Here is a 20,399-nt window from a genome sequence, read left to right as displayed (position 1 = left end):
AAAGTATGAGTTTTTTTAAAAAACTAAAAGAAAAAATTTCAAAACAAACGGATACAGTTACAGAGAAATTTAAACAAGGATTAGAAAAAACGAGAAATTCATTTGCGGATAAAGTGAATGATTTAGTGTATCGTTACCGTAAAGTGGACGAAGATTTCTTCGAAGAGTTAGAAGAAATTTTAATCGGTGCAGACGTTGGCGTTGCGACGGTAATGGAATTAATTGACCAATTGAAAGAAGAAGTACAACGTCGTAACATTCAAGATCCAAAAGAAGTACAAGCTGTTATTTCAGAAAAACTAGTAGGAATTTACAAAGGTGACAGCGATTTTAGTAACGAAATTAATATGCAAGAGGACCAATTAACGGTCGTTTTATTTGTTGGTGTTAATGGTGTAGGAAAAACGACGACAATTGGTAAACTGGCGCATAAGTTTAAATCAGAAGGTAAGTCAGTCCTATTGGCGGCAGGAGACACATTCCGTGCTGGAGCGATTGAACAATTAGAAGTATGGGGCGATCGCGTTGGTGTAGAAGTGATTAAACAAGGATCTGGATCTGATCCAGCGGCGGTTATGTATGACGCTGTACAAGCGGCGAAAGCACGTAAGGTAGATGTATTACTATGTGACACAGCAGGACGCTTGCAAAATAAAGTGAACTTAATGAAAGAGTTAGAGAAGGTGAAGCGTGTAATTGAGCGTGAAGTACCAGGTGCTCCTCATGAAGTATTGCTTGTTATTGATGCAACAACAGGACAAAACGGTTTAAGCCAAGCGAAAACATTCCGTGAAGCAACGAATGTAACTGGTATTGTTTTAACGAAGTTAGATGGAACTGCTAAAGGTGGTATTGTATTAGCGATTCGTAACGAAATGGATGTACCGGTGAAGTTTGTTGGATTAGGAGAGCAAATGGATGACTTGCAGCAGTTTGATCCAGAACAATATGTGTATGGTTTATTTGCGAACTTAGTAGAAACAGAAGAAGTATAAGCGAAAGAAGCGGTATTTCCGCTTCTTTTTCTATAAAAAATATATGATGTTAAGAAAAAAACTTGACACTCTTTTGGACTACATGTAAACTAATTCATGTAAAGGGAAATCACTTAACAAAGGATGATCCAACATGCTCGAAAAAACAACGAGAATGAACTATTTATTTGATTTTTATCAATCGTTGTTAACGCAAAAACAAAGAAGTTATATGTCGCTTTATTATCTAGATGATTTATCTCTTGGTGAAATTGCGGAAGAATTTGATGTAAGTCGCCAAGCCGTGTATGATAACATTAAACGGACTGAAGCGATGCTTGAAGAATATGAAGAAAAATTAGTATTACTTCAAAAGTTTCAAGAGCGACAGCGACTTGTTGCAAAGCTAAAACAGCTAATCAGCGAAGAAGAGCATGTGAATGAAGAAATGAAACAAGTTGTTGAAGCTATCGAAAAATTAGATTAGGAGGGCGGCAATATGGCATTTGAAGGATTAGCCGACCGACTTCAACAGACAATGCAAAAAATCCGCGGCAAAGGAAAAGTTTCTGAAGCCGATGTGAAAGAAATGATGAGAGAAGTTCGTCTAGCTCTTTTAGAAGCGGATGTTAACTTTAAAGTAGTAAAAGATTTTGTGAAGCGTGTGTCTGAACGTGCTGTCGGACAAGATGTAATGAAAAGTTTGACACCTGGACAACAAGTAATTAAAGTTGTACAGGAAGAACTTACAGAACTTATGGGCGGAGAGCAAAGCAAAATTGCTGTTGCTAATAAGCCACCGACTGTTATTATGATGGTTGGTCTGCAAGGTGCGGGTAAAACAACGACGACAGGTAAGCTTGCGAATTTGCTTCGTAAAAAGCATAATCGTAAACCGATGCTTGTTGCAGCGGATATTTACCGTCCAGCAGCGATTAAACAGCTTGAAACATTAGGGAAGCAATTGGACATGCCTGTATTTTCTTTAGGAGATCAAGTAAGTCCTGTTGAAATTGCGAAACAAGCGATTGCAAAAGCAAAAGAAGATCATCACGATTATGTTTTAATCGATACAGCGGGTCGCCTGCATATTGATGAAGAATTAATGGATGAATTAGCGAAAGTGAAAGAAGTTGCGAAACCGGATGAAATTTTCCTTGTTGTCGATGCGATGACGGGGCAAGACGCGGTAAATGTTGCACAAAGTTTCCATGAACAGTTAGGTTTAACAGGTGTTGTATTAACGAAATTAGATGGTGATACGCGCGGTGGTGCTGCATTATCTATTAAGGCTGTAACAAACACGCCGATTAAATTTGCTGGTATGGGTGAAAAACTAGATGCAATTGAAGCGTTCCATCCAGAGCGTATGGCATCCCGTATTTTAGGGATGGGCGATGTCTTAACGTTAATTGAAAAAGCGCAAGCTACAGTTGATGAAGAGAAAGCAAAAGAACTTGAGCAAAAAATGCGTACGCTTTCGTTTACGCTTGACGATTTCCTAGAACAACTTGGACAAGTGCGCCAACTTGGGCCGCTTGATGAATTGTTAGGAATGCTTCCTGGTGCAAATAAAATTAAAGGGCTGAAAAATGCGCAAGTTGATGAAAAACAAATTGGGCATATTGAGGCAATTATTCGTTCTATGACTAAATTAGAACGAGAACAACCGGAAATAATCAATGCTAGTCGCAAAAAGCGCATTGCCAAAGGTAGCGGTACAACTGTACAAGAAATCAATCGTCTAATTAAGCAATTCGATGACATGAAAAAAATGATGAAGACGATGACGGGAATGCAAAAAGGTAAGAAAAAAGGACTAGGTGGATTGAAGTTTCCATTCATGTAAGGAAAAAAAGATGGCTCTGTTAAGAAAAAATACTTTACAAAGCAATAGTCTTTTTGCTAATATAATTATCTGTGTGAAATAAATTCGGAGGTGCTTTATAAATGGCAGTTAAAATTCGTTTAAAACGTATGGGAGCTAAAAAAACTCCTTTCTATCGTGTAGTTGTTGCAGATTCTCGTTCTCCTCGTGACGGACGTTTCATTGAGGAAATCGGAACTTACAATCCAGTTGCTCAACCAGCTGAAGTTAAGATCAACGAAGAAGCAGCATTAAAATGGTTAGGAAATGGTGCTAAACCATCTGATACAGTTCGTAACTTATTCTCTAACCAAGGTATCATGGAGAAATTCCACTTATCTAAACAAGGTAAGTAATTGAGGCAATGACTATGAAGAAGTTAGTCGAGACGATTGTCAAGCCTCTTGTCGATTATCCTGAAGATGTAAAAGTTACACAGGAACTTTGCAACGGAGAGATAAAGTATCGATTAACTGTACATCCTGAGGATGTTGGAAAAGTCATTGGAAAGCAAGGGAGAGTTGCGAAAGCGATTCGAATGCTCTTGTATTCAGTGGGACATCATAATGATGAAAAAGTAACACTGGAAATTCAATAAACGTAAAAAGGGCGAGGAGTTATTCCTCTCCCTTTTTTAACATTTAAATAGAGATTGCATGTTCCATCTGCGAAATGGAGATGCTTAATTTATATAGAAACCAGGGGTGACATACTATTTATGACAAAATGGTTTAACGTAGGGAAAATTGTAAATACTCATGGCGTAAGAGGAGAAATCCGTGTTATTTCTCGTACTGATTTTCCAGAAGAGCGATATAAAGTAGGAAACACGCTATACATATCGAATGAGAAAGGCACAGACTATCTTCCGGTGAAGGTAACTTCTCATCGCCAACATAAGACATTCGATTTATTAACATTTGAAGGATATAACAATGTAGATGAAGTAGAGAAGTTTAAAGGTTCTTTAATAAAAGTACCAGAAGAGCAGTTAGGCGAACTTGCTGAAGGTGAATACTACTATCATGAAATTATTGGTTGCAGTGTTGTAACGGAAGAAGGAGAAGCGCTAGGGACAATCAAAGAGATTCTATCTCCTGGTGCAAATGATGTTTGGGTAATTAAACGCCCGAAGGGTCAAGATCTCTTAATTCCTTATATCGATGATGTTGTACTTCAAGTTAATATTGAAAATAAATTAGTAACCATTCATGTAATGGAAGGGCTGCTATAATGAAAATTGATATTTTAACGTTGTTCCCAGACATGTTTACCGGTGTATTTGGATCTTCTATATTAAAGAAGGCGCAAGAAAAAGAAGCGGTAAACCTTCGTGTTGTTAACTTTCGTGATTATACAACAAGTAAGCATAATAGCGTAGACGATTATCCTTACGGCGGAGGAGCTGGTATGGTGCTTACTCCTCAGCCTATTTTTGATGCTGTAGAAGATTTGACGAAAGAGACAGAGCGTAAGCCGAGAGTTGTCTTAATGTGTCCGCAGGGCGAAAGATTTACGCAGAAGAAAGCGGAAGAGCTTGCAGGGGAAGAACATTTAATCTTCGTATGTGGGCATTATGAAGGATATGACGAACGAATTCGTGAGCATCTCGTAACGGATGAGATTTCTATTGGTGACTATGTATTAACGGGCGGAGAATTAGCCTCTATGGTTATTACTGATAGTGTGGTACGTCTCTTGCCAGGTGTGCTAGGAAATCATGCTTCACAAGTAGAGGATTCGTTTAGTACAGGTTTATTAGAGCATCCTCATTATACACGTCCAGCTGATTTTCGTGGTATGAAGGTACCGGATGTATTAATGTCAGGGAATCATAAAAACATTGATGAATGGCGACATAAGGAATCTTTGCGCCGAACGTATACGCGTAGACCTGATTTATTAGATGAGAGAGAGCTATCTAAACAAGAGAAAAAATGGCTTGAGGAAATAAAGCGAGAGCAGTAATAACTTCATATATTTGCTATTGCAACAGGCCTAGTAATATGCTATTATAACATTTGTGCTACTGAAATCAGTAGCCGTATTAACGATGTTCCGCTGTAATTTATTAAGACTTTATAAGAGCATCTGTTTAAAGGAGAGAATTTAATATGCAACAATTAATCGCAGAAATTACAAAAGGCCAATTAAAAACTGACCTTCCTTCATTCCGTCCTGGTGACACTTTACGTGTACACGTAAAAGTTGTTGAGGGAACTCGTGAAAGAATTCAGCTTTTCGAAGGTGTTGTAATTAAACGTCGTGGTGGCGGAATCAGTGAAACATTCACAGTTCGTAAGATTTCTTACGGTGTAGGTGTTGAGCGTACATTCCCAGTTCACACGCCAAGAATCGCGAAAATCGAAGTACTTCGCCGTGGTAAAGTACGTCGTGCTAAGTTATACTACTTACGTAACCTTCGCGGTAAAAAAGCACGTATTAAAGAAATTCGATAAGACATGTATGGGAGCTTGTAAATGCACAAGCTCCCTTTTTCCAATCTATATGAAATTTTGGTATAATACGAGCAGTTTACATAACCGTGGAGGGGAAATGCATGAAAAAAGAGAAGAGTTCACTTTGGGAATGGATTAAAGCAATTTTGATTGCTGTTGTATTAGCTGGTGTTATTAGACAGTTTTTCTTTGCGCCAATTCTCGTAGACGGGGTATCGATGGCACCTACTTTACATGATCGTGATCGAATGATTGTGAATAAAATTGGTTATCACATTGGAGATCCAAAACGCTTTGATATTATCGTATTTCGAGCAACAGAAGATAAAGATTACATTAAGCGCATTATAGGCCTGCCAGGCGATGAAATAGAGTATCGTAATGATAAACTGTATGTTAACGGAAAGGCTTATGAGGAGCCGTATTTAGACAAGCAGAAAAAGCAAATTGCTGACGGACCGCTTACATATGATTTTAATCTTGAAGAAATGACAGGCAAGAAAACCGTTCCAAAAGATCAATTATTTGTTTTAGGTGATAATCGTCGTTTTAGTAAAGATAGCCGTTCAATCGGTACGATTTCAATGGATCAAGTAATTGGTAAAGCTAATATGTTATATTGGCCGTTAGAAGACGCACGTATTGTGAAATAAATGAAAAAGAAGGTGGCAACATGGTAATTCAATGGTTTCCAGGGCATATGGCGAAGGCTAGACGCCAAGTAACGGAGAAATTAAAATTAATTGATGTTGTAATTGAACTTGTAGATGCTCGATTACCATTATCATCTCGAAACCCAATGATTGATGAAATCATTACACATAAGCCAAGGCTTGTTGTTTTAAATAAAGCGGATATGGCAGATGATCGTTTAACAAAACAATGGATCGTATATTTTAAAGAAAAAGGCCATATGGCAATTTCAATTAACGCGCAAGCTGGACAAGGCATGAAGGAAATTGCAGCAGCTTGTAAAGTGCTTGTTAAAGAAAAATTTGATAAAATGGTTGCAAAAGGTATTAGACCGAGAGCGATTCGTGCATTAATTGTAGGTATACCAAATGTTGGTAAATCTACATTGATTAATAAATTGGCAAAGAAAAATATTGCTAAAACAGGAGATCGTCCAGGTGTGACAACAGCTCAACAATGGATTAAAGTTGGGAAGGAAATGGAATTGTTAGATACACCAGGTATTCTGTGGCCTAAATTTGAAGATCAATTAGTGGGTCTTCGCTTAGCGACAACGGGTGCAATTAAAGATTCAATTTTAAATTTACAAGATGTAGCTGTTTACGCATTACGTTTTATGGAGAAACATTATCCAGAACGCTTGAAAGAACGCTATAATTTAAATGAGATTCCAGAAGATATTGTGGAATTATTCGATGCAATTGGAAAAAATAGAGGCTGCTTAATGGGCGGCGGAATGATTGATTATGATAAGACATCTGAGCTTGTGCTTCGTGAGCTTCGTGGTGGCAAACTTGGAAAAATGACGTTTGAAACACCGGAAGAGTTTGCAGAGCAAGTAGAAGATGTGGAAAAAATAGAAGAAGTATAAGACGTGCGTTTGTGCGTCTTTTCTTTTTGGATATGTTTAAAAAGGAGCTTGTATAAATGCAAACTATAACGATAAAAGAAGCAGAAAATGTATTGAAAGAAATTATGAATGAAGAAGATGATCGCTTTCAACTGTTAATGAAAGATGATCGAAAAGGTGTTCAAAAGCTCGTTTTGAAGTGGTATAAACAAAAAGAGTTAGAACAGAAAGAAAAAGAGAAGTTTTTTGAAATGTCCAAGTATGAAAATGCTTTGCGTGAAAAAGGGGTCACATATATCGCGGGTATTGATGAAGTAGGGCGCGGGCCATTGGCTGGGCCTGTTGTGACGGCAGCTGTCGTTCTTCCTGAGGATTTTTATATTCCAGGGTTAAATGACTCGAAAAAGTTGAGTGAAGCGAAACGTGAGCGTTTTTATGATGAAATAAAAGTACAAGCAATTGCAATTGGAGTAGGAATTGTATCACCGCAAGTTATTGATGACATTAATATTTACCAAGCAACGAAACAAGCGATGTTAGATGCAGTTGCAAATTTATCTTGTACACCCCAACATTTATTAATTGATGCGATGAAGCTTCCTACACCAATTCCGCAAACATCAATTATTAAAGGTGATGCGAAAAGTGTTTCGATTTCAGCAGCATCCATTATCGCAAAAGTAACGAGAGATCGTATGATGAAAGAACTGGGAGAGAAGTATCCTCAATATGGATTTGAGCAACATATGGGATATGGCACAAAGCAACATTTAGAGGCAATTCAAGTGCATGGAGTACTAGATGAACACCGCAAGTCATTCGCACCAATTAAAGATATGATTCAAAAATAAGCTGTAAATATACAGCTTATTTTTTTATTTTGGCATATAAACATTACTATTTTCGAAAAAGAATAAAGCGATTTCAGTTTTCTGACACTTTATTGTAGACAGCGTGCCAATCATCTTATACAATGGCAATGTAATGTTTTTTAAACATTAAAAAACTTTTCGAGTAAAACAGGAAAACAGGGGAGGATGGGACCATGAATATCCATGAGTACCAAGGTAAGGCAGTCCTTAGAAGCTATGGGGTTAGCGTTCCGAACGGGAAGGTTGCATTTACAGTAGAAGAAGCTGTAGAAGCGGCGAAAGAATTAGGAACAGATGTATGTGTAGTGAAAGCACAAATTCACGCTGGTGGACGCGGCAAAGCTGGCGGAGTAAAAGTTGCAAAAAATTTAGATGAAGTTCGTACATATGCAGAAAGCATTTTAGGAACTACACTTGTGACACATCAAACAGGTCCTGAAGGTAAGGAAGTAAAACGCTTACTTATCGAAGAAGGTTGCGATATTAAAAAAGAATATTATGTAGGTCTAGTTTTAGATCGTGCAACTTCTCAAGTTGTTTTAATGGCGTCTGAAGAAGGCGGAACAGAAATTGAAGAAGTAGCAGAAAAAACACCTGAAAAAATCTTTAAAGAATATATTGATCCAGCAGTAGGCTTACAAGGTTTCCAAGCGCGCCGAATCGCATTTAACATCAATATTCCAAAAGAGCTTGTAGGACAAGCTGTGAAGTTTATGATGGGCTTATACCGTGCGTTTATCGAAAAAGATTGCTCTATCGCTGAGATTAACCCACTTGTTACAACAGGTGAAGGTAAAGTTATGGCATTAGATGCAAAATTAAACTTTGATTCTAATGCATTATATCGCCATAAAGACATTTTAGAGCTTCGTGATCTTGATGAAGAGGATTCAAAAGAAATTGAAGCTTCAAAATACGACTTAAACTACATTCCTTTAGATGGAAATATCGGTTGTATGGTTAATGGTGCAGGTTTAGCGATGGCTACAATGGATATCATTAAACATTACCACGGTGACCCAGCTAACTTCTTAGATGTTGGTGGCGGTGCAACTGCAGAAAAAGTTACAGAAGCATTCAAAATTATCCTTTCTGACAAAAATGTAAAAGGTATCTTCGTTAACATTTTTGGTGGCATTATGAAGTGTGATGTTATTGCAGAAGGTGTTATTGAAGCAACGAAACAAGTAGGTCTTGAGTTACCTTTAGTTGTACGTCTTGAAGGTACAAACGTAGAACTAGGTAAGAAAATTTTAAATGAGTCTGGCTTAAATATTGTTGCAGCAGAATCTATGGCAGACGGTGCACAAAAAATTGTTTCACTAGTGGGCTAATAGAAAGCGGGGGAGAAAAATGAGCGTATTAGTTAATAAAGATACAAAAGTTATTGTTCAAGGTATTACAGGTTCTCAAGGTTTATTCCATACAAAACAAATGATTGAATACGGTACGAAAATTGTCGGTGGTGTAACACCAGGTAAGGGCGGCACTGATATTGAAGGTGTACCAGTATTTGATACAGTAGAAGATGCAGTGAAAGCAACAGGCGCAAACGCTTCAGTTGTATACGTTCCACCCGCTTTTGCGGCAGATGCAATTATGGAAGCTGTTGATGCAGAAATTGATTTAGTAGTATGTATTACTGAAGGGATTCCTGTATTAGATATGGTAAACGTAAAGAGATATATGGCGGGTAAACATACACGTTTACTTGGACCAAACTGCCCAGGTGTAATCACACCGGATGAATGTAAGATTGGTATTATGCCAGGATATATTCATAAAAAAGGTCATGTTGGTATCGTATCTCGCTCTGGTACATTAACGTATGAAGCTGTACATCAGTTAACACAAGAAGGTATTGGCCAATCTACTGCTGTAGGTATCGGCGGAGACCCTGTTAACGGTACAGACTTTATTGATGCTTTAAAAGCATTTAATGAAGATGAAGAAACACATGCTGTAATTATGATTGGTGAAATCGGCGGTACAGCAGAAGAAGAGGCAGCTGAATGGGTAAAAGCTAATATGACAAAACCTGTTGTAGGCTTCATTGGTGGTCAAACAGCGCCTGCTGGCAAACGTATGGGCCATGCTGGTGCAATCATTTCTGGCGGTAAAGGAACTGCTGCTGAAAAGATTAAAACAATGGAAGCTTGTGGCATTAAAGTAGCTGAAACTCCAGCAGTTATGGGAGAAACGCTAATCTCTGTTTTAAAAGAAAAAGGTTTATTTGAGACTTGTAAAAACTATTAATCTGTTGAAAGACACCTTCTTACTTGAGGGTGTCTTTTTAGACTTTTTCTGTTTACATAATAAAAATTATGGGTAAGGAGAATCAAGATGAAAAGAGAGAGATTATTACATCTTCATTACTTGCTAGCAGATTATTGGAAAGCGATGGAGAGGCTACTATATGTCGATCCAGAATTAGAGAACATATATAATTTTAACGAAAAACAAATGGAACACTACACTGGAATATCCTCGAAAAAATCTTCAGAACTAGTAAAATTTCTTCAAAGTTCAAATCTTCCGCAATATATATCTTATTTAGAGAAAAATCGTATTTTTTATATAACGATATGGGATGAAAATTATCCGCAATTATTACGTGAAATACAAGACCCTCCCTTCGTTTTATATGGAAAAGGAGAGAAAGATTTCCTGAATAAAATAAATAAATTAGCAGTTGTTGGAACGAGAGAACCATCATTATATGGTCATGAGAGTTTGAAGTTTATTTTACACCCTTTATTAGAAAGAGAGTGGCTTATTGTCAGTGGGTTTGCAAAAGGGATAGATACAATGTCTCATGAGATTACAGTAAGGCATCATTGCCCGACTATTGCGATATTAGGGCATGGATTGTCTTTTATGTATCCGAAAGAAAATAGACCTTTATATGAAATGTGGAAGGAATATATATTGTTATTGACAGAGTATCCGCCGCACTATGCACCGAAAAAATGGTATTTTCCAAAAAGAAACCGGATTATTAGTGGTATAAGTAAAGGTGTTTTAGTTGTAGAAGCGAAATCGAGAAGTGGAACACTTATTACTGCGGACCTTGCGTTAGAGCAAAGTAGAGAGGTATTTGCGCTTCCTGGACCTATATTTATAGAGGGGGCATCGGGAACGAATCATCTTATTCAGCAAGGAGCAAAACTAGTAAGAAATGCAGAAGATATCTTGGAAGAGATTTTAAATTAACCTTATATTTTTATGTTTTTATTAAACAATTATTGACAAATGGTAGATTGGCACTGTATGGTATATTCATTCTTGATTGACAAAAACAAGAGAAATCAATAAGATTAATGAAGACTTGAATCCACCTCTTAAGGAGGCACTAGCATGTCAGATTACCTCGTAATCGTGGAGTCGCCTTCTAAGGCGAAGACCATTGAGAAATATTTAGGGAAAAAATACAAAGTTGTCGCGTCTATGGGACATGTTCGCGATTTGCCAAAAAGTCAAATGGGGATAGAAGTAAAGAACAACTTCACCCCGAAGTATATTACCATTCGTGGTAAAGGTCCCGTCTTAAAAGATTTAAAATCAGCGGCCAAAAAAGCAAAGAAAGTCTATCTCGCGGCCGATCCAGACCGTGAAGGGGAAGCGATTGCTTGGCATTTAGCGAATACGTTAAATGTGGACGTTGAATCAGATTGTCGGGTTGTGTTTAATGAGATTACGAAAGATGCGATCAAAGAATCATTTAAACATCCTCGTGCAATTAATATGGATTTAGTGGATGCACAACAAGCAAGACGTATACTTGATCGTCTTGTTGGTTACAATATTAGTCCTTTATTATGGAAGAAAGTAAAAAAAGGATTAAGTGCAGGACGTGTACAATCTGTAGCAGTTCGTTTAATCATCGAGCGTGAAAGGGAAATTCAAAACTTTGAACCTGAAGAATTCTGGACAATTAAAACAGAATTTGTAAAAGGAAAAGACACATTTGAAGCAAGCTTTTACGGTGTAGATGGTGAAAAAGTTCAATTAACAAATGAAACGCAAGTGAATGAAATAATTGAACAGATGAAAGACAATGCGTTTTCAGTTGAAAATGTAACGCGCAAAGAGCGAAAACGTAACCCTGCATTACCGTTTACAACATCTTCCTTGCAACAAGAAGCAGCCCGTAAGTTAAACATGCGAGCAAAGAAAACAATGATGCTTGCACAGCAATTGTATGAAGGGATAGATCTTGGAAAACAAGGAACTGTAGGTCTTATTACGTATATGAGAACTGATTCAACACGTATCTCAGAAACAGCTCAAACAGAGGCTCGTACTTACATCACTGAAGCGTATGGTACGGAATACATAGGAACAGAAAAGAAGAAAGAAACGAAAAAGTCAAATGCACAAGATGCGCATGAGGCAATTCGTCCTACTTCGGTAATGAGAAAGCCAGAGGAACTAAAAAGTTTCTTAGGTCGTGATCAACTTCGATTATATAAATTGATTTGGGAGCGATTTGTTGCAAGTCAAATGGCGTCTGCTATAATGGATACTGTGACAGCGAGACTCATTAATAACAATGTTCAGTTCCGTGCAAGTGGATCGGTTGTAAAGTTCCCGGGATTTATGAAAGTGTATGTAGAGTCAAAAGATGATGGTGCTGAAGAAAAGGATAAGATGTTGCCGCCTTTAGAAGTAGGGGAAACTGTATTTTCAAAGGATTTAGAACCAAAGCAACATTTTACACAACCTCCTCCGCGCTATACAGAGGCTCGCCTAGTAAGAACACTTGAAGAACTTGGAATTGGAAGACCGTCGACATATGTACCTACACTTGAAACGATTCAAAAGCGTGGGTATGTAGGCTTGGATAATAAACGCTTCGTTCCGACTGAACTTGGTGAAATAGTAATTGAACTTATTTTAGAGTTTTTCCCAGAAATTATTAACATTGAATTTACTGCCAATATGGAGCAAAGCCTTGATGAAGTAGAAGAAGGAAATGCGAATTGGGTAAAAATTGTTGATGATTTCTACGTAGGTTTTGAACCGCGTTTAGAAAAAGCGGAAAAAGAAATGCGTGAAGTGGAAATTAAAGATGAACCAGCTGGGGAAGATTGTGAATTATGTAATCACCCAATGGTCTTTAAAATGGGTAAATACGGGAAATTTATGGCTTGCTCGAATTTCCCAGATTGTCGTAATACAAAGCCGATTGTGAAAGAAATCGGTGTTACTTGTCCAAAGTGTGATAAGGGTCAAATTATTGAACGCCGTAGTAATAAAAAGAAACGCCTTTTCTATGGGTGCGGTACGTATCCGGAATGCGACTTTGTATCTTGGGATAAGCCAATTGGTCGTAAGTGTCCGAAGTGCGAAGGCATGCTTGTAGAGAAAAAGTTAAAAAAAGGCGTGCAAGTACAATGTATTTCGTGCGATTATGAAGAAGAACAACAAATGTGAGCGTAACTGCTCACATTTTTTTCGGGAAGAAAAGGAAAGGTGATATAAATGACAACACAAGTAGTAAACGTCATTGGCGCAGGTCTTGCAGGAAGTGAAGCAGCTTACCAAATTGCAAAACGTGGTGTCCAAGTTAGATTATATGAAATGAGACCGGTAAGGCAAACGCCAGCTCATCACACAGATAAATTCGCTGAATTAGTATGTAGTAACTCACTTCGTGCAAACACTTTAACAAATGCAGTTGGCGTTATTAAAGAGGAAATGCGCTTAATGGATTCTGTAATTATTCGTGCGGCGGATGAGTGCTCTGTACCAGCTGGAGGCGCTTTAGCTGTAGACCGTCATGAGTTCGCAGCTAAAGTAACAGAATACGTAAAGAACCATCCAAATGTAACTGTAATGAATGAAGAAATTACAGATATTCCAGAGGGACCGACAATTATTGCTACAGGTCCATTAACATCTCCTGATCTTTCTGCAAAATTGAAAGAATTAACAGGAGAAGATTATTTCTACTTCTATGATGCTGCAGCCCCAATCGTAGAAAAAGACAGCATTGACATGAATAAAGTATATTTAAAATCGCGTTATGACAAAGGTGAAGCTGCATATTTAAATTGCCCAATGACAGAAGAAGAGTTTGATCGTTTTTATGAGGCTCTAATTGCTGCTGAGACAGTGCCTTTAAAAGAGTTTGAAAAAGAAATTTTCTTTGAAGGTTGTATGCCAGTAGAGGTTATGGCAAGTAGAGGGAGACAGACGTTAGTATTTGGACCTATGAAACCTGTTGGATTGGAAGATCCAAAAACAGGGAAAACGCCATATGCTGTTGTTCAGTTACGTCAAGATGATGCAGCGGGAACTTTATACAATATCGTAGGTTTCCAAACACATTTAAAGTGGGGACCGCAAAAAGAAGTGCTACAGTTAATTCCAGGATTGGAAAATGCAGAGATTGTACGTTATGGTGTAATGCATCGTAATACGTTTATTAATTCACCTAATTTGCTTCGTCCAACATATCAATATAAACAACGGGATGATTTATTCTTCGCTGGTCAAATGACTGGAGTAGAGGGATATGTTGAATCAGCAGCATCAGGATTATTAGCAGGAATTAATGCTGCGCGTCTTGTGCAAGGTGAAGAGCCAGTTGTATTACCGCCAGTAACTGCGATGGGTAGCATGGCAAATTACATTACGGCAACGAACGCTAAAAACTTCCAACCGATGAATGCGAACTTCGGTCTATTTGCACCGTTAGAGAAGAAGATTAAAAAGAAAGCAGAACGAAATGAAGCGTACGCAGCACGCGCTTTAGAAACGATTCGAAATTTTGTAAATATTTAGTTAAATTTCTTGCAAAGGCTACTAAGTTGTGATACGATTTAGTAGCCTTTATTGAGGTGAGTTGTGTGAATGTGAAGAAATTGTTACAATTATTCGTTGGATATTTACAAATTGAAAGAAATTATTCAAAATATACAATTGCAAGTTATCAAAATGATTTAGAACATTTTGTGCAATTTATGGAACGAGAAGGCATATCCTCTTTTTTAGACGTTACATACGCGGATGTTCGTTTGTACTTAACGACGTTGCACGATGAGAAGTTAGCCCGTAAATCTGTCGCAAGAAAAGTATCAAGCTTACGAAGTTTATATCGTTTTTTGATGCGTGAAGGTTATCGAAAGGATAATCCGTTTGCACTTGCGTCACTCCCCAAAAAAGAATTGTCAATCCCAAAGTTTTTATATGCTGAAGAGTTAGAGGAATTATTTGAAGTTTCTGACACGGAAACACCATTAGGTCAAAGGAATCAAGCTTTGTTAGAGTTGATGTATGCGACTGGGATCCGTGTGAGTGAATGTGTCAATTTACAACTTACCGATATTGACTTTGCGGTGGGAACAATTTTAGTAATGGGAAAAGGAAAAAAACAAAGGTATATTCCGTTCGGAAGCTATGCGCAAGATTCTTTAATTACTTATATAGAGAATGGGAGAAAACAGTTAGTTAATAAGACTGACGAAGACTCTCATATGGTATTTTTAAATGCGAAAGGTAAACCGCTAACAAGTCGTGGAGTTCGTTATGTTTTAAATGAACTCATTAAAAAGGCTTCGCTGACAATGCGGATAAGTCCCCATATGTTAAGGCATACATTTGCTACACATATGCTAGATGAAGGGGCGGATTTACGTACTGTACAGGAGTTATTAGGCCATGAAAATTTGTCGACGACACAAATTTATACGCATGTCTCTAAAGAAAGATTGCGTTCTGTTTACATGAAGCATCACCCGCGGGCATAAATTGCTTTAAAAGCTATAAAAACAAATAAAGGAGTTTTTTCTATGGGAAATTTCCACGCTACAACGATATTTGCAGTTCATCATAATGGAGAATGTGCAATGGCTGGAGATGGCCAAGTGACAATGGGAAATGCTGTTGTAATGAAACATACAGCTCGTAAAGTTCGTAAACTTTTCCAAGGTAAAGTTTTAGCTGGTTTCGCAGGATCAGTTGCTGACGCATTTACTCTTTTTGAAATGTTTGAAGGGAAATTAGAAGAGTATAATGGCAACTTGCAGCGTGCTGCTGTTGAAATGGCCAAACAATGGCGTGGCGATAAAATGTTACGTCAGCTAGAAGCAATGCTCATTGTCATGGATAAAACAACTATGCTCCTTGTTTCAGGTACAGGAGAAGTGATTGAACCGGATGATGGTATTTTAGCAATTGGATCTGGTGGGAATTATGCACTTTCTGCAGGTCGTGCTTTAAAGCAATATGCAAGTGAACACTTAACAGCGAAGCAAATTGCGAAAGCGAGTTTAGAGATTGCTGGCGATATTTGTGTTTATACGAATCACAACATAATTGTTGAAGAATTGTAGAATCGTAAGGGAGGCATTTTATATGCATTTACATTTTACTCCGCGCCAAATTGTGGAAAAATTAGATCAATACATCATCGGTCAAAAAGACGCAAAGAAAGCGGTTGCTGTAGCGTTGAGAAATCGATATCGTCGCAGTAAATTAGCTGAAAATTTACGTGACGAAATTGCACCTAAAAATATCTTAATGATTGGACCGACAGGTGTTGGGAAAACAGAGGTAGCACGACGAATGGCGAAACTCGTTGGAGCACCTTTTATTAAGGTTGAGGCTACAAAATTCACAGAAGTTGGATATGTGGGTAGAGATGTAGAGTCGATGGTACGTGACCTGGTGGAAACATCGGTTCGTATCGTAAAAGAAGAAATGGTAGTGAAAGTTCAAGATAAAGCCGAAGAGCAAGCGAATCAACGTCTTGTTGAAATTTTAGTGCCGAGTCCAGAGAAACAATCTGGATTCAAAAATCCATTAGAGATGCTTTTTGGAGGCACTCAAAATTCGAATCAAACGTCTGATACACAAGAAGATGTTGAAATCGAAAAGAAGCGTCAGGATGTGGAGAGAAAGCTTGCTGCAGGGCTTCTTGAAGACGAAATTGTATCGATTGAAGTGACTGAACAACAGTCTTCCATGTTTGATATGTTACAAGGAACTGGCATGGAGCAAATGGGAATGAATTTCCAAGATGCGCTAGGAAGTTTTATGCCGAAAAAAACGAAAAAACGTAAACTTTCTGTAAAAGAAGCAAGAAAACTCTTGACAAATGAAGAGGCACAGCGCTTAATTGATATGGATGAAGTTACACAAGAGGCTGTTTATCGTGCTGAACAGCTCGGGATTATTTTTATCGATGAAATTGACAAAATTGCTGGTAAGCAGTCGAATAGCGTAGATGTATCACGTGAAGGTGTGCAACGTGACATTTTGCCGATTGTAGAAGGGTCGAATGTTGCGACAAAATACGGATCAGTAAAAACGGATTATATTTTATTCGTTGCAGCTGGAGCGTTCCATATGTCTAAACCGTCGGATTTAATTCCGGAATTGCAAGGGAGATTTCCGATTCGAGTAGAATTAACAAAATTATCGACAGACGATTTTGTTAAAATACTAATCGAGCCTGACAATGCGTTAATTAAACAATATATGGCATTATTAGCGACTGAAGGTATAGAAATTGAATTTTCAGACGAAGCTATTCGTAAGATTGCTGAGATTGCTTATCAAGTTAATCAGGATACAGATAATATTGGAGCAAGAAGACTTCATACGATTATGGAGAAGCTCCTTGAAGATTTATCGTTTGAAGCATCTGAAATTACGTTAGAGAAAATAACGATAACACCTCAATACGTTGAGGAGAAATTAGCAACAATTGCTAAAAATAAAGATGTGAGCCAGTTTATTTTGTAATAGTGTCATCAGGTGACTCGCCCTAGTTTCCAAGTGATGAAAAAATATGTGAGTAACATGTAGGAGGAACTTTTGAAATGGAATTATTAGCAAAAACGAGAAAATTAAATGCGTTATTACAGAGCGCAGCAGGGAAGCCTGTAAACTTTAGAGAAATGTCTGACACAATGTGTGAAGTAATCGAAGCAAACGTATTCGTAGTTAGCCGTCGTGGTAAATTACTAGGTTATGCAATTCACCAACAAATCGAAAACGAACGCATGAAGCAAATGCTTGCAGAACGTCAATTCCCAGAAGAATATACACAAAGCTTATTCAACATTACAGAAACATCTTCAAACTTAGATGTGAACAGTGCTTACACAGCATTCCCAGTAGAAAACAGAGAATTATTTGGTCAAGGTTTAACTACAATCGTACCAATCGTTGGTGGCGGTGAGCGTCTAGGTACATTAGTATTAGCTCGTCTTGGTCAAGAGTTCTTAGATGATGATTTAATCCTTGCTGAGTACAGCTCAACTGTTGTAGGTATGGAAATCTTACGTGAAAAAGCAGAAGAAATCGAAGAGGAAGCACGTAGTAAAGCTGTTGTTCAAATGGCGATCAGCTCATTATCTTACAGTGAGTTAGAAGCGATTGAGCACATCTTCGAAGAATTAAATGGAACAGAAGGTTTACTTGTTGCAAGTAAAATTGCTGATCGCGTAGGAATTACTCGTTCTGTAATCGTAAATGCACTACGTAAATTAGAAAGTGCTGGTGTTATTGAGTCTCGTTCTTTAGGTATGAAAGGAACATACATTAAAGTGCTAAACGACAAGTTTCTACAGGAACTTGCTAAATTAAAAACAAACTAATTTGTAAAAAACTCTCCTCGATTGAGGAGAGTTTTTTATGTGCAATGGATAGATGGTGCTTGTGAAAAGTGTCATAAGCGTGTTTTCTGAGAAAACTATTAATTGTATTTATTTTTTTGCTTAAAAGAAATGAAGGTTGGTAATACTAGAATTCGAGTATGAACAAAGAAAGTTTTACATTGTTCGCATTTTCGACTTGATTGTAATATTTCAGTATGATATAGTAAGCAGTGGTGTCAGTACAAAGTACACACGTTTACTGATTTAAGTGTTGGTGCTACGTTTGTAGTTTCGCTTAGAGATGAAGTAAACGGAGGATATCAAAAACCATTTAGGAGGAACTATATTATGTCAGTAATTTCTATGAAGCAATTGCTTGAAGCTGGTGTTCATTTCGGACATCAAACTCGTCGTTGGAACCCAAAAATGAAGCGTTACATTTTCACAGAGCGTAACGGCATCTACATCATCGACTTACAAAAAACTGTGAAAAAAGTTGAGGAAGCTTACAGAACGATGCGCGACATCGCTGCTGAAGGCGGAGACATCTTATTCGTAGGTACTAAAAAACAAGCACAAGAAGCTATTAAAGAAGAAGCAACTCGTGCTGGTATGTACTTCGTTAACCAACGTTGGTTAGGCGGAACTTTAACAAACTTCCAAACAATCCAAAAGCGTATCAAGCGTCTTAAAGACATCGAAAGAATGCAAGAAGATGGTACTTTCGAAGTACTTCCTAAGAAAGAAGTTGTTCAACTTAAAAAAGAGTTAGAGCGTCTTGAGAAATTCTTAGGCGGTATTAAAGATATGAAAGGTCTTCCAAGTGCATTATTCGTAGTAGACCCTCGTAAAGAGCGTATTGCAGTTGCTGAAGCACGCAAATTACACATTCCAATCATCGGTATCGTTGATACAAACTGTGATCCAGACGAAATCGATCACGTTATCCCAGCAAACGATGATGCAATTCGTGCTGTAAAACTTCTTACATCTAAAATGGCAGACGCGATCCTTGAAGCAAAACAAGGTGAAGAAACTGTTACTGCGTAACAAAGTTGGAAAGGTGATAAGGGGTTCGGCCTTTTATCACCTTTTTTAAGGTATAAACACCTTTATAAAAGGTATAAATACATATTTTAGGAGGATGAAAAGTATGGCAATCACTGCTCAAATGGTAAAAGAATTACGTGAAAAAACTGGCGCAGGTATGATGGACTGCAAAAAAGCTTTAACAGAAACTAACGGCGACATGGAGAAGGCAATTGACTTCTTACGTGAAAAAGGTATTGCGAAAGCTGCTAAAAAAGCTGACCGCATTGCTGCTGAAGGTTTAACTTTCATCGAAACAAACGGTAACGACGCTTTAATCTTAGAATTAAACTCTGAAACTGATTTCGTTGCGAAAAACGAAGGTTTCCAAACACTAATTAAAGAATTAGCCGCTCACTTATTAACTAACAAACCAGCTAACGTTGAAGAAGCTATGGCTCAAACAATGGAAAACGGTAAAAAAGTTGAAGAGCACATCAACGAAGCAATCGCTAAAATTGGTGAAAAACTTACACTTCGTCGTTTCGAAATCGTATCAAAAACTGATGCAGATGCATTCGGCGCTTACCTACACATGGGTGGACGCATTGGTGTATTAACAGTTCTTGAAGGTTCTACTGATGAAGCTGCTGCTAAAGATGTTGCAATGCACATCGCTGCAGTTAACCCTAAATACATCGACCGCGATGCTGTAACAGCTGAAGAAGTTGAGCATGAGCGTCAAGTATTAACACAACAAGCATTAAACGAAGGTAAGCCTGAGAAAATCGTTGCAAAAATGGTTGAAGGCCGTTTAGGCAAATTCTTCGAAGAGATTTGCTTACTTGACCAAGCATTCGTTAAAAACCCTGATATGAAAGTTCGTCAGTTCGTTGAGTCTAAAGGCGGAACATTAAAAGGATTCGTTCGCTACGCTGTTGGTGAAGGTATCGAAAAACGCGAAGACAACTTTGCTGAAGAAGTAATGAACCAAGTAAAAGGTAGCAACTAATACAGATTAGGGAACACATTGTGTTCCCTTTTT

Annotated in this window: 22 protein-coding genes; all 22 read left to right on the top strand. The window is 37.9% G+C overall.

The window, feature by feature from the left end:
- The first annotated feature begins 5 nt into the window (after window positions 1-5).
- Window positions 6-995: a signal recognition particle-docking protein FtsY gene (gene ftsY, locus ACQGSG_RS00400; RefSeq protein ID WP_000007655.1), complete on the top strand. Its 990-nt coding sequence runs from the start codon at window positions 6-8 to the stop codon at window positions 993-995.
- 133 nt (window positions 996-1,128) lie between these two features.
- On the top strand, window positions 1,129-1,461 hold the full coding sequence (locus ACQGSG_RS00395; protein ID WP_000891062.1) for a putative DNA-binding protein: 333 nt from the start codon (window positions 1,129-1,131) through the stop codon (window positions 1,459-1,461).
- Between the two features lie 12 nt (window positions 1,462-1,473).
- Entirely contained in the window at window positions 1,474-2,823 is a 1,350-nt protein-coding gene (ffh, locus tag ACQGSG_RS00390; protein WP_000863460.1) for a signal recognition particle protein, read from the top strand.
- A 101-nt stretch (window positions 2,824-2,924) separates the two neighbouring features.
- Window positions 2,925-3,197, top strand: coding sequence for a 30S ribosomal protein S16 (rpsP, locus tag ACQGSG_RS00385; protein WP_000268750.1), 273 nt, complete (start codon window positions 2,925-2,927; stop codon window positions 3,195-3,197).
- Window positions 3,198-3,211: 14 nt separating this feature from the next.
- Window positions 3,212-3,439 carry a KH domain-containing protein gene (locus ACQGSG_RS00380; protein WP_000737401.1) on the top strand — a complete coding sequence of 76 codons (228 nt, stop codon included), beginning with the start codon at window positions 3,212-3,214 and terminating at the stop codon, window positions 3,437-3,439.
- A 120-nt stretch (window positions 3,440-3,559) separates the two neighbouring features.
- Entirely contained in the window at window positions 3,560-4,075 is a 516-nt protein-coding gene (gene rimM / locus ACQGSG_RS00375; protein ID WP_000170278.1) for a ribosome maturation factor RimM, read from the top strand.
- Window positions 4,075-4,809, top strand: coding sequence for a tRNA (guanosine(37)-N1)-methyltransferase TrmD (trmD, locus tag ACQGSG_RS00370; protein ID WP_000686903.1), 735 nt, complete (start codon window positions 4,075-4,077; stop codon window positions 4,807-4,809). The genes rimM and trmD overlap by 1 nt, the downstream gene beginning before the upstream one ends.
- A 146-nt stretch (window positions 4,810-4,955) precedes the next feature.
- Window positions 4,956-5,300: a 50S ribosomal protein L19 gene (rplS, locus tag ACQGSG_RS00365; protein WP_001186516.1), complete on the top strand. Its 345-nt coding sequence runs from the start codon at window positions 4,956-4,958 to the stop codon at window positions 5,298-5,300.
- Between the two features lie 101 nt (window positions 5,301-5,401).
- Window positions 5,402-5,953: a signal peptidase I gene (gene lepB / locus ACQGSG_RS00360; protein ID WP_000711853.1), complete on the top strand. Its 552-nt coding sequence runs from the start codon at window positions 5,402-5,404 to the stop codon at window positions 5,951-5,953.
- Between the two features lie 20 nt (window positions 5,954-5,973).
- Window positions 5,974-6,864, top strand: coding sequence for a ribosome biogenesis GTPase YlqF (gene ylqF, locus ACQGSG_RS00355; protein WP_098601454.1), 891 nt, complete (start codon window positions 5,974-5,976; stop codon window positions 6,862-6,864).
- Window positions 6,865-6,920: 56 nt separating this feature from the next.
- Entirely contained in the window at window positions 6,921-7,694 is a 774-nt protein-coding gene (locus tag ACQGSG_RS00350; protein WP_001193513.1) for a ribonuclease HII, read from the top strand.
- 194 nt (window positions 7,695-7,888) lie between these two features.
- Complete coding sequence (gene sucC, locus ACQGSG_RS00345) at window positions 7,889-9,049, top strand: ADP-forming succinate--CoA ligase subunit beta (RefSeq protein ID WP_001020791.1); 1,161 nt, start codon at window positions 7,889-7,891, stop codon at window positions 9,047-9,049.
- A 19-nt stretch (window positions 9,050-9,068) separates the two neighbouring features.
- Window positions 9,069-9,971, top strand: a complete 903-nt coding sequence (gene sucD, locus ACQGSG_RS00340) for a succinate--CoA ligase subunit alpha (RefSeq protein ID WP_000115178.1) — start codon at window positions 9,069-9,071, stop codon at window positions 9,969-9,971.
- An 87-nt stretch (window positions 9,972-10,058) separates the two neighbouring features.
- Window positions 10,059-10,928: a DNA-processing protein DprA gene (dprA, locus tag ACQGSG_RS00335; protein WP_098508283.1), complete on the top strand. Its 870-nt coding sequence runs from the start codon at window positions 10,059-10,061 to the stop codon at window positions 10,926-10,928.
- A 144-nt stretch (window positions 10,929-11,072) separates the two neighbouring features.
- A complete protein-coding gene (topA, locus tag ACQGSG_RS00330) occupies window positions 11,073-13,151 on the top strand; it encodes a type I DNA topoisomerase (RefSeq protein WP_001286963.1) in 2,079 nt (692 codons plus the stop codon).
- 48 nt (window positions 13,152-13,199) lie between these two features.
- The gene (gene trmFO, locus ACQGSG_RS00325) at window positions 13,200-14,504 is read left to right on the top strand and encodes an FADH(2)-oxidizing methylenetetrahydrofolate--tRNA-(uracil(54)-C(5))-methyltransferase TrmFO (RefSeq protein ID WP_000213002.1); all 1,305 of its coding nucleotides are present in this window, start codon (window positions 13,200-13,202) and stop codon (window positions 14,502-14,504) included.
- A 65-nt stretch (window positions 14,505-14,569) separates the two neighbouring features.
- Window positions 14,570-15,469 (top strand): tyrosine recombinase XerC, encoded by a 900-nt coding sequence (xerC, locus tag ACQGSG_RS00320; RefSeq protein ID WP_001101241.1) that lies wholly within the window; start codon window positions 14,570-14,572, stop codon window positions 15,467-15,469.
- 42 nt (window positions 15,470-15,511) lie between these two features.
- Window positions 15,512-16,054 carry an ATP-dependent protease proteolytic subunit HslV gene (gene hslV, locus ACQGSG_RS00315; RefSeq protein ID WP_000526272.1) on the top strand — a complete coding sequence of 181 codons (543 nt, stop codon included), beginning with the start codon at window positions 15,512-15,514 and terminating at the stop codon, window positions 16,052-16,054.
- Window positions 16,055-16,076: 22 nt separating this feature from the next.
- Entirely contained in the window at window positions 16,077-17,468 is a 1,392-nt protein-coding gene (gene hslU / locus ACQGSG_RS00310) for an ATP-dependent protease ATPase subunit HslU (protein WP_000550087.1), read from the top strand.
- A 77-nt stretch (window positions 17,469-17,545) separates the two neighbouring features.
- Window positions 17,546-18,325, top strand: a complete 780-nt coding sequence (gene codY, locus ACQGSG_RS00305; protein WP_000421290.1) for a GTP-sensing pleiotropic transcriptional regulator CodY — start codon at window positions 17,546-17,548, stop codon at window positions 18,323-18,325.
- A 348-nt stretch (window positions 18,326-18,673) separates the two neighbouring features.
- Window positions 18,674-19,375, top strand: coding sequence for a 30S ribosomal protein S2 (rpsB, locus tag ACQGSG_RS00300; protein ID WP_000111485.1), 702 nt, complete (start codon window positions 18,674-18,676; stop codon window positions 19,373-19,375).
- 103 nt (window positions 19,376-19,478) lie between these two features.
- Entirely contained in the window at window positions 19,479-20,366 is an 888-nt protein-coding gene (tsf, locus tag ACQGSG_RS00295) for a translation elongation factor Ts (RefSeq protein WP_001018578.1), read from the top strand.
- The last annotated feature ends 33 nt before the right edge of the window (window positions 20,367-20,399 follow it).

This window comes from Bacillus sp. GMa5/1 (assembly GCF_050172015.1).
Taxonomy (GTDB): domain Bacteria; phylum Bacillota; class Bacilli; order Bacillales; family Bacillaceae_G; genus Bacillus_A; species Bacillus_A cereus.
The sequence above is the reverse complement of the archived record's forward strand: the minus strand, read 5'-3'. Positions and strand labels throughout refer to the sequence as shown.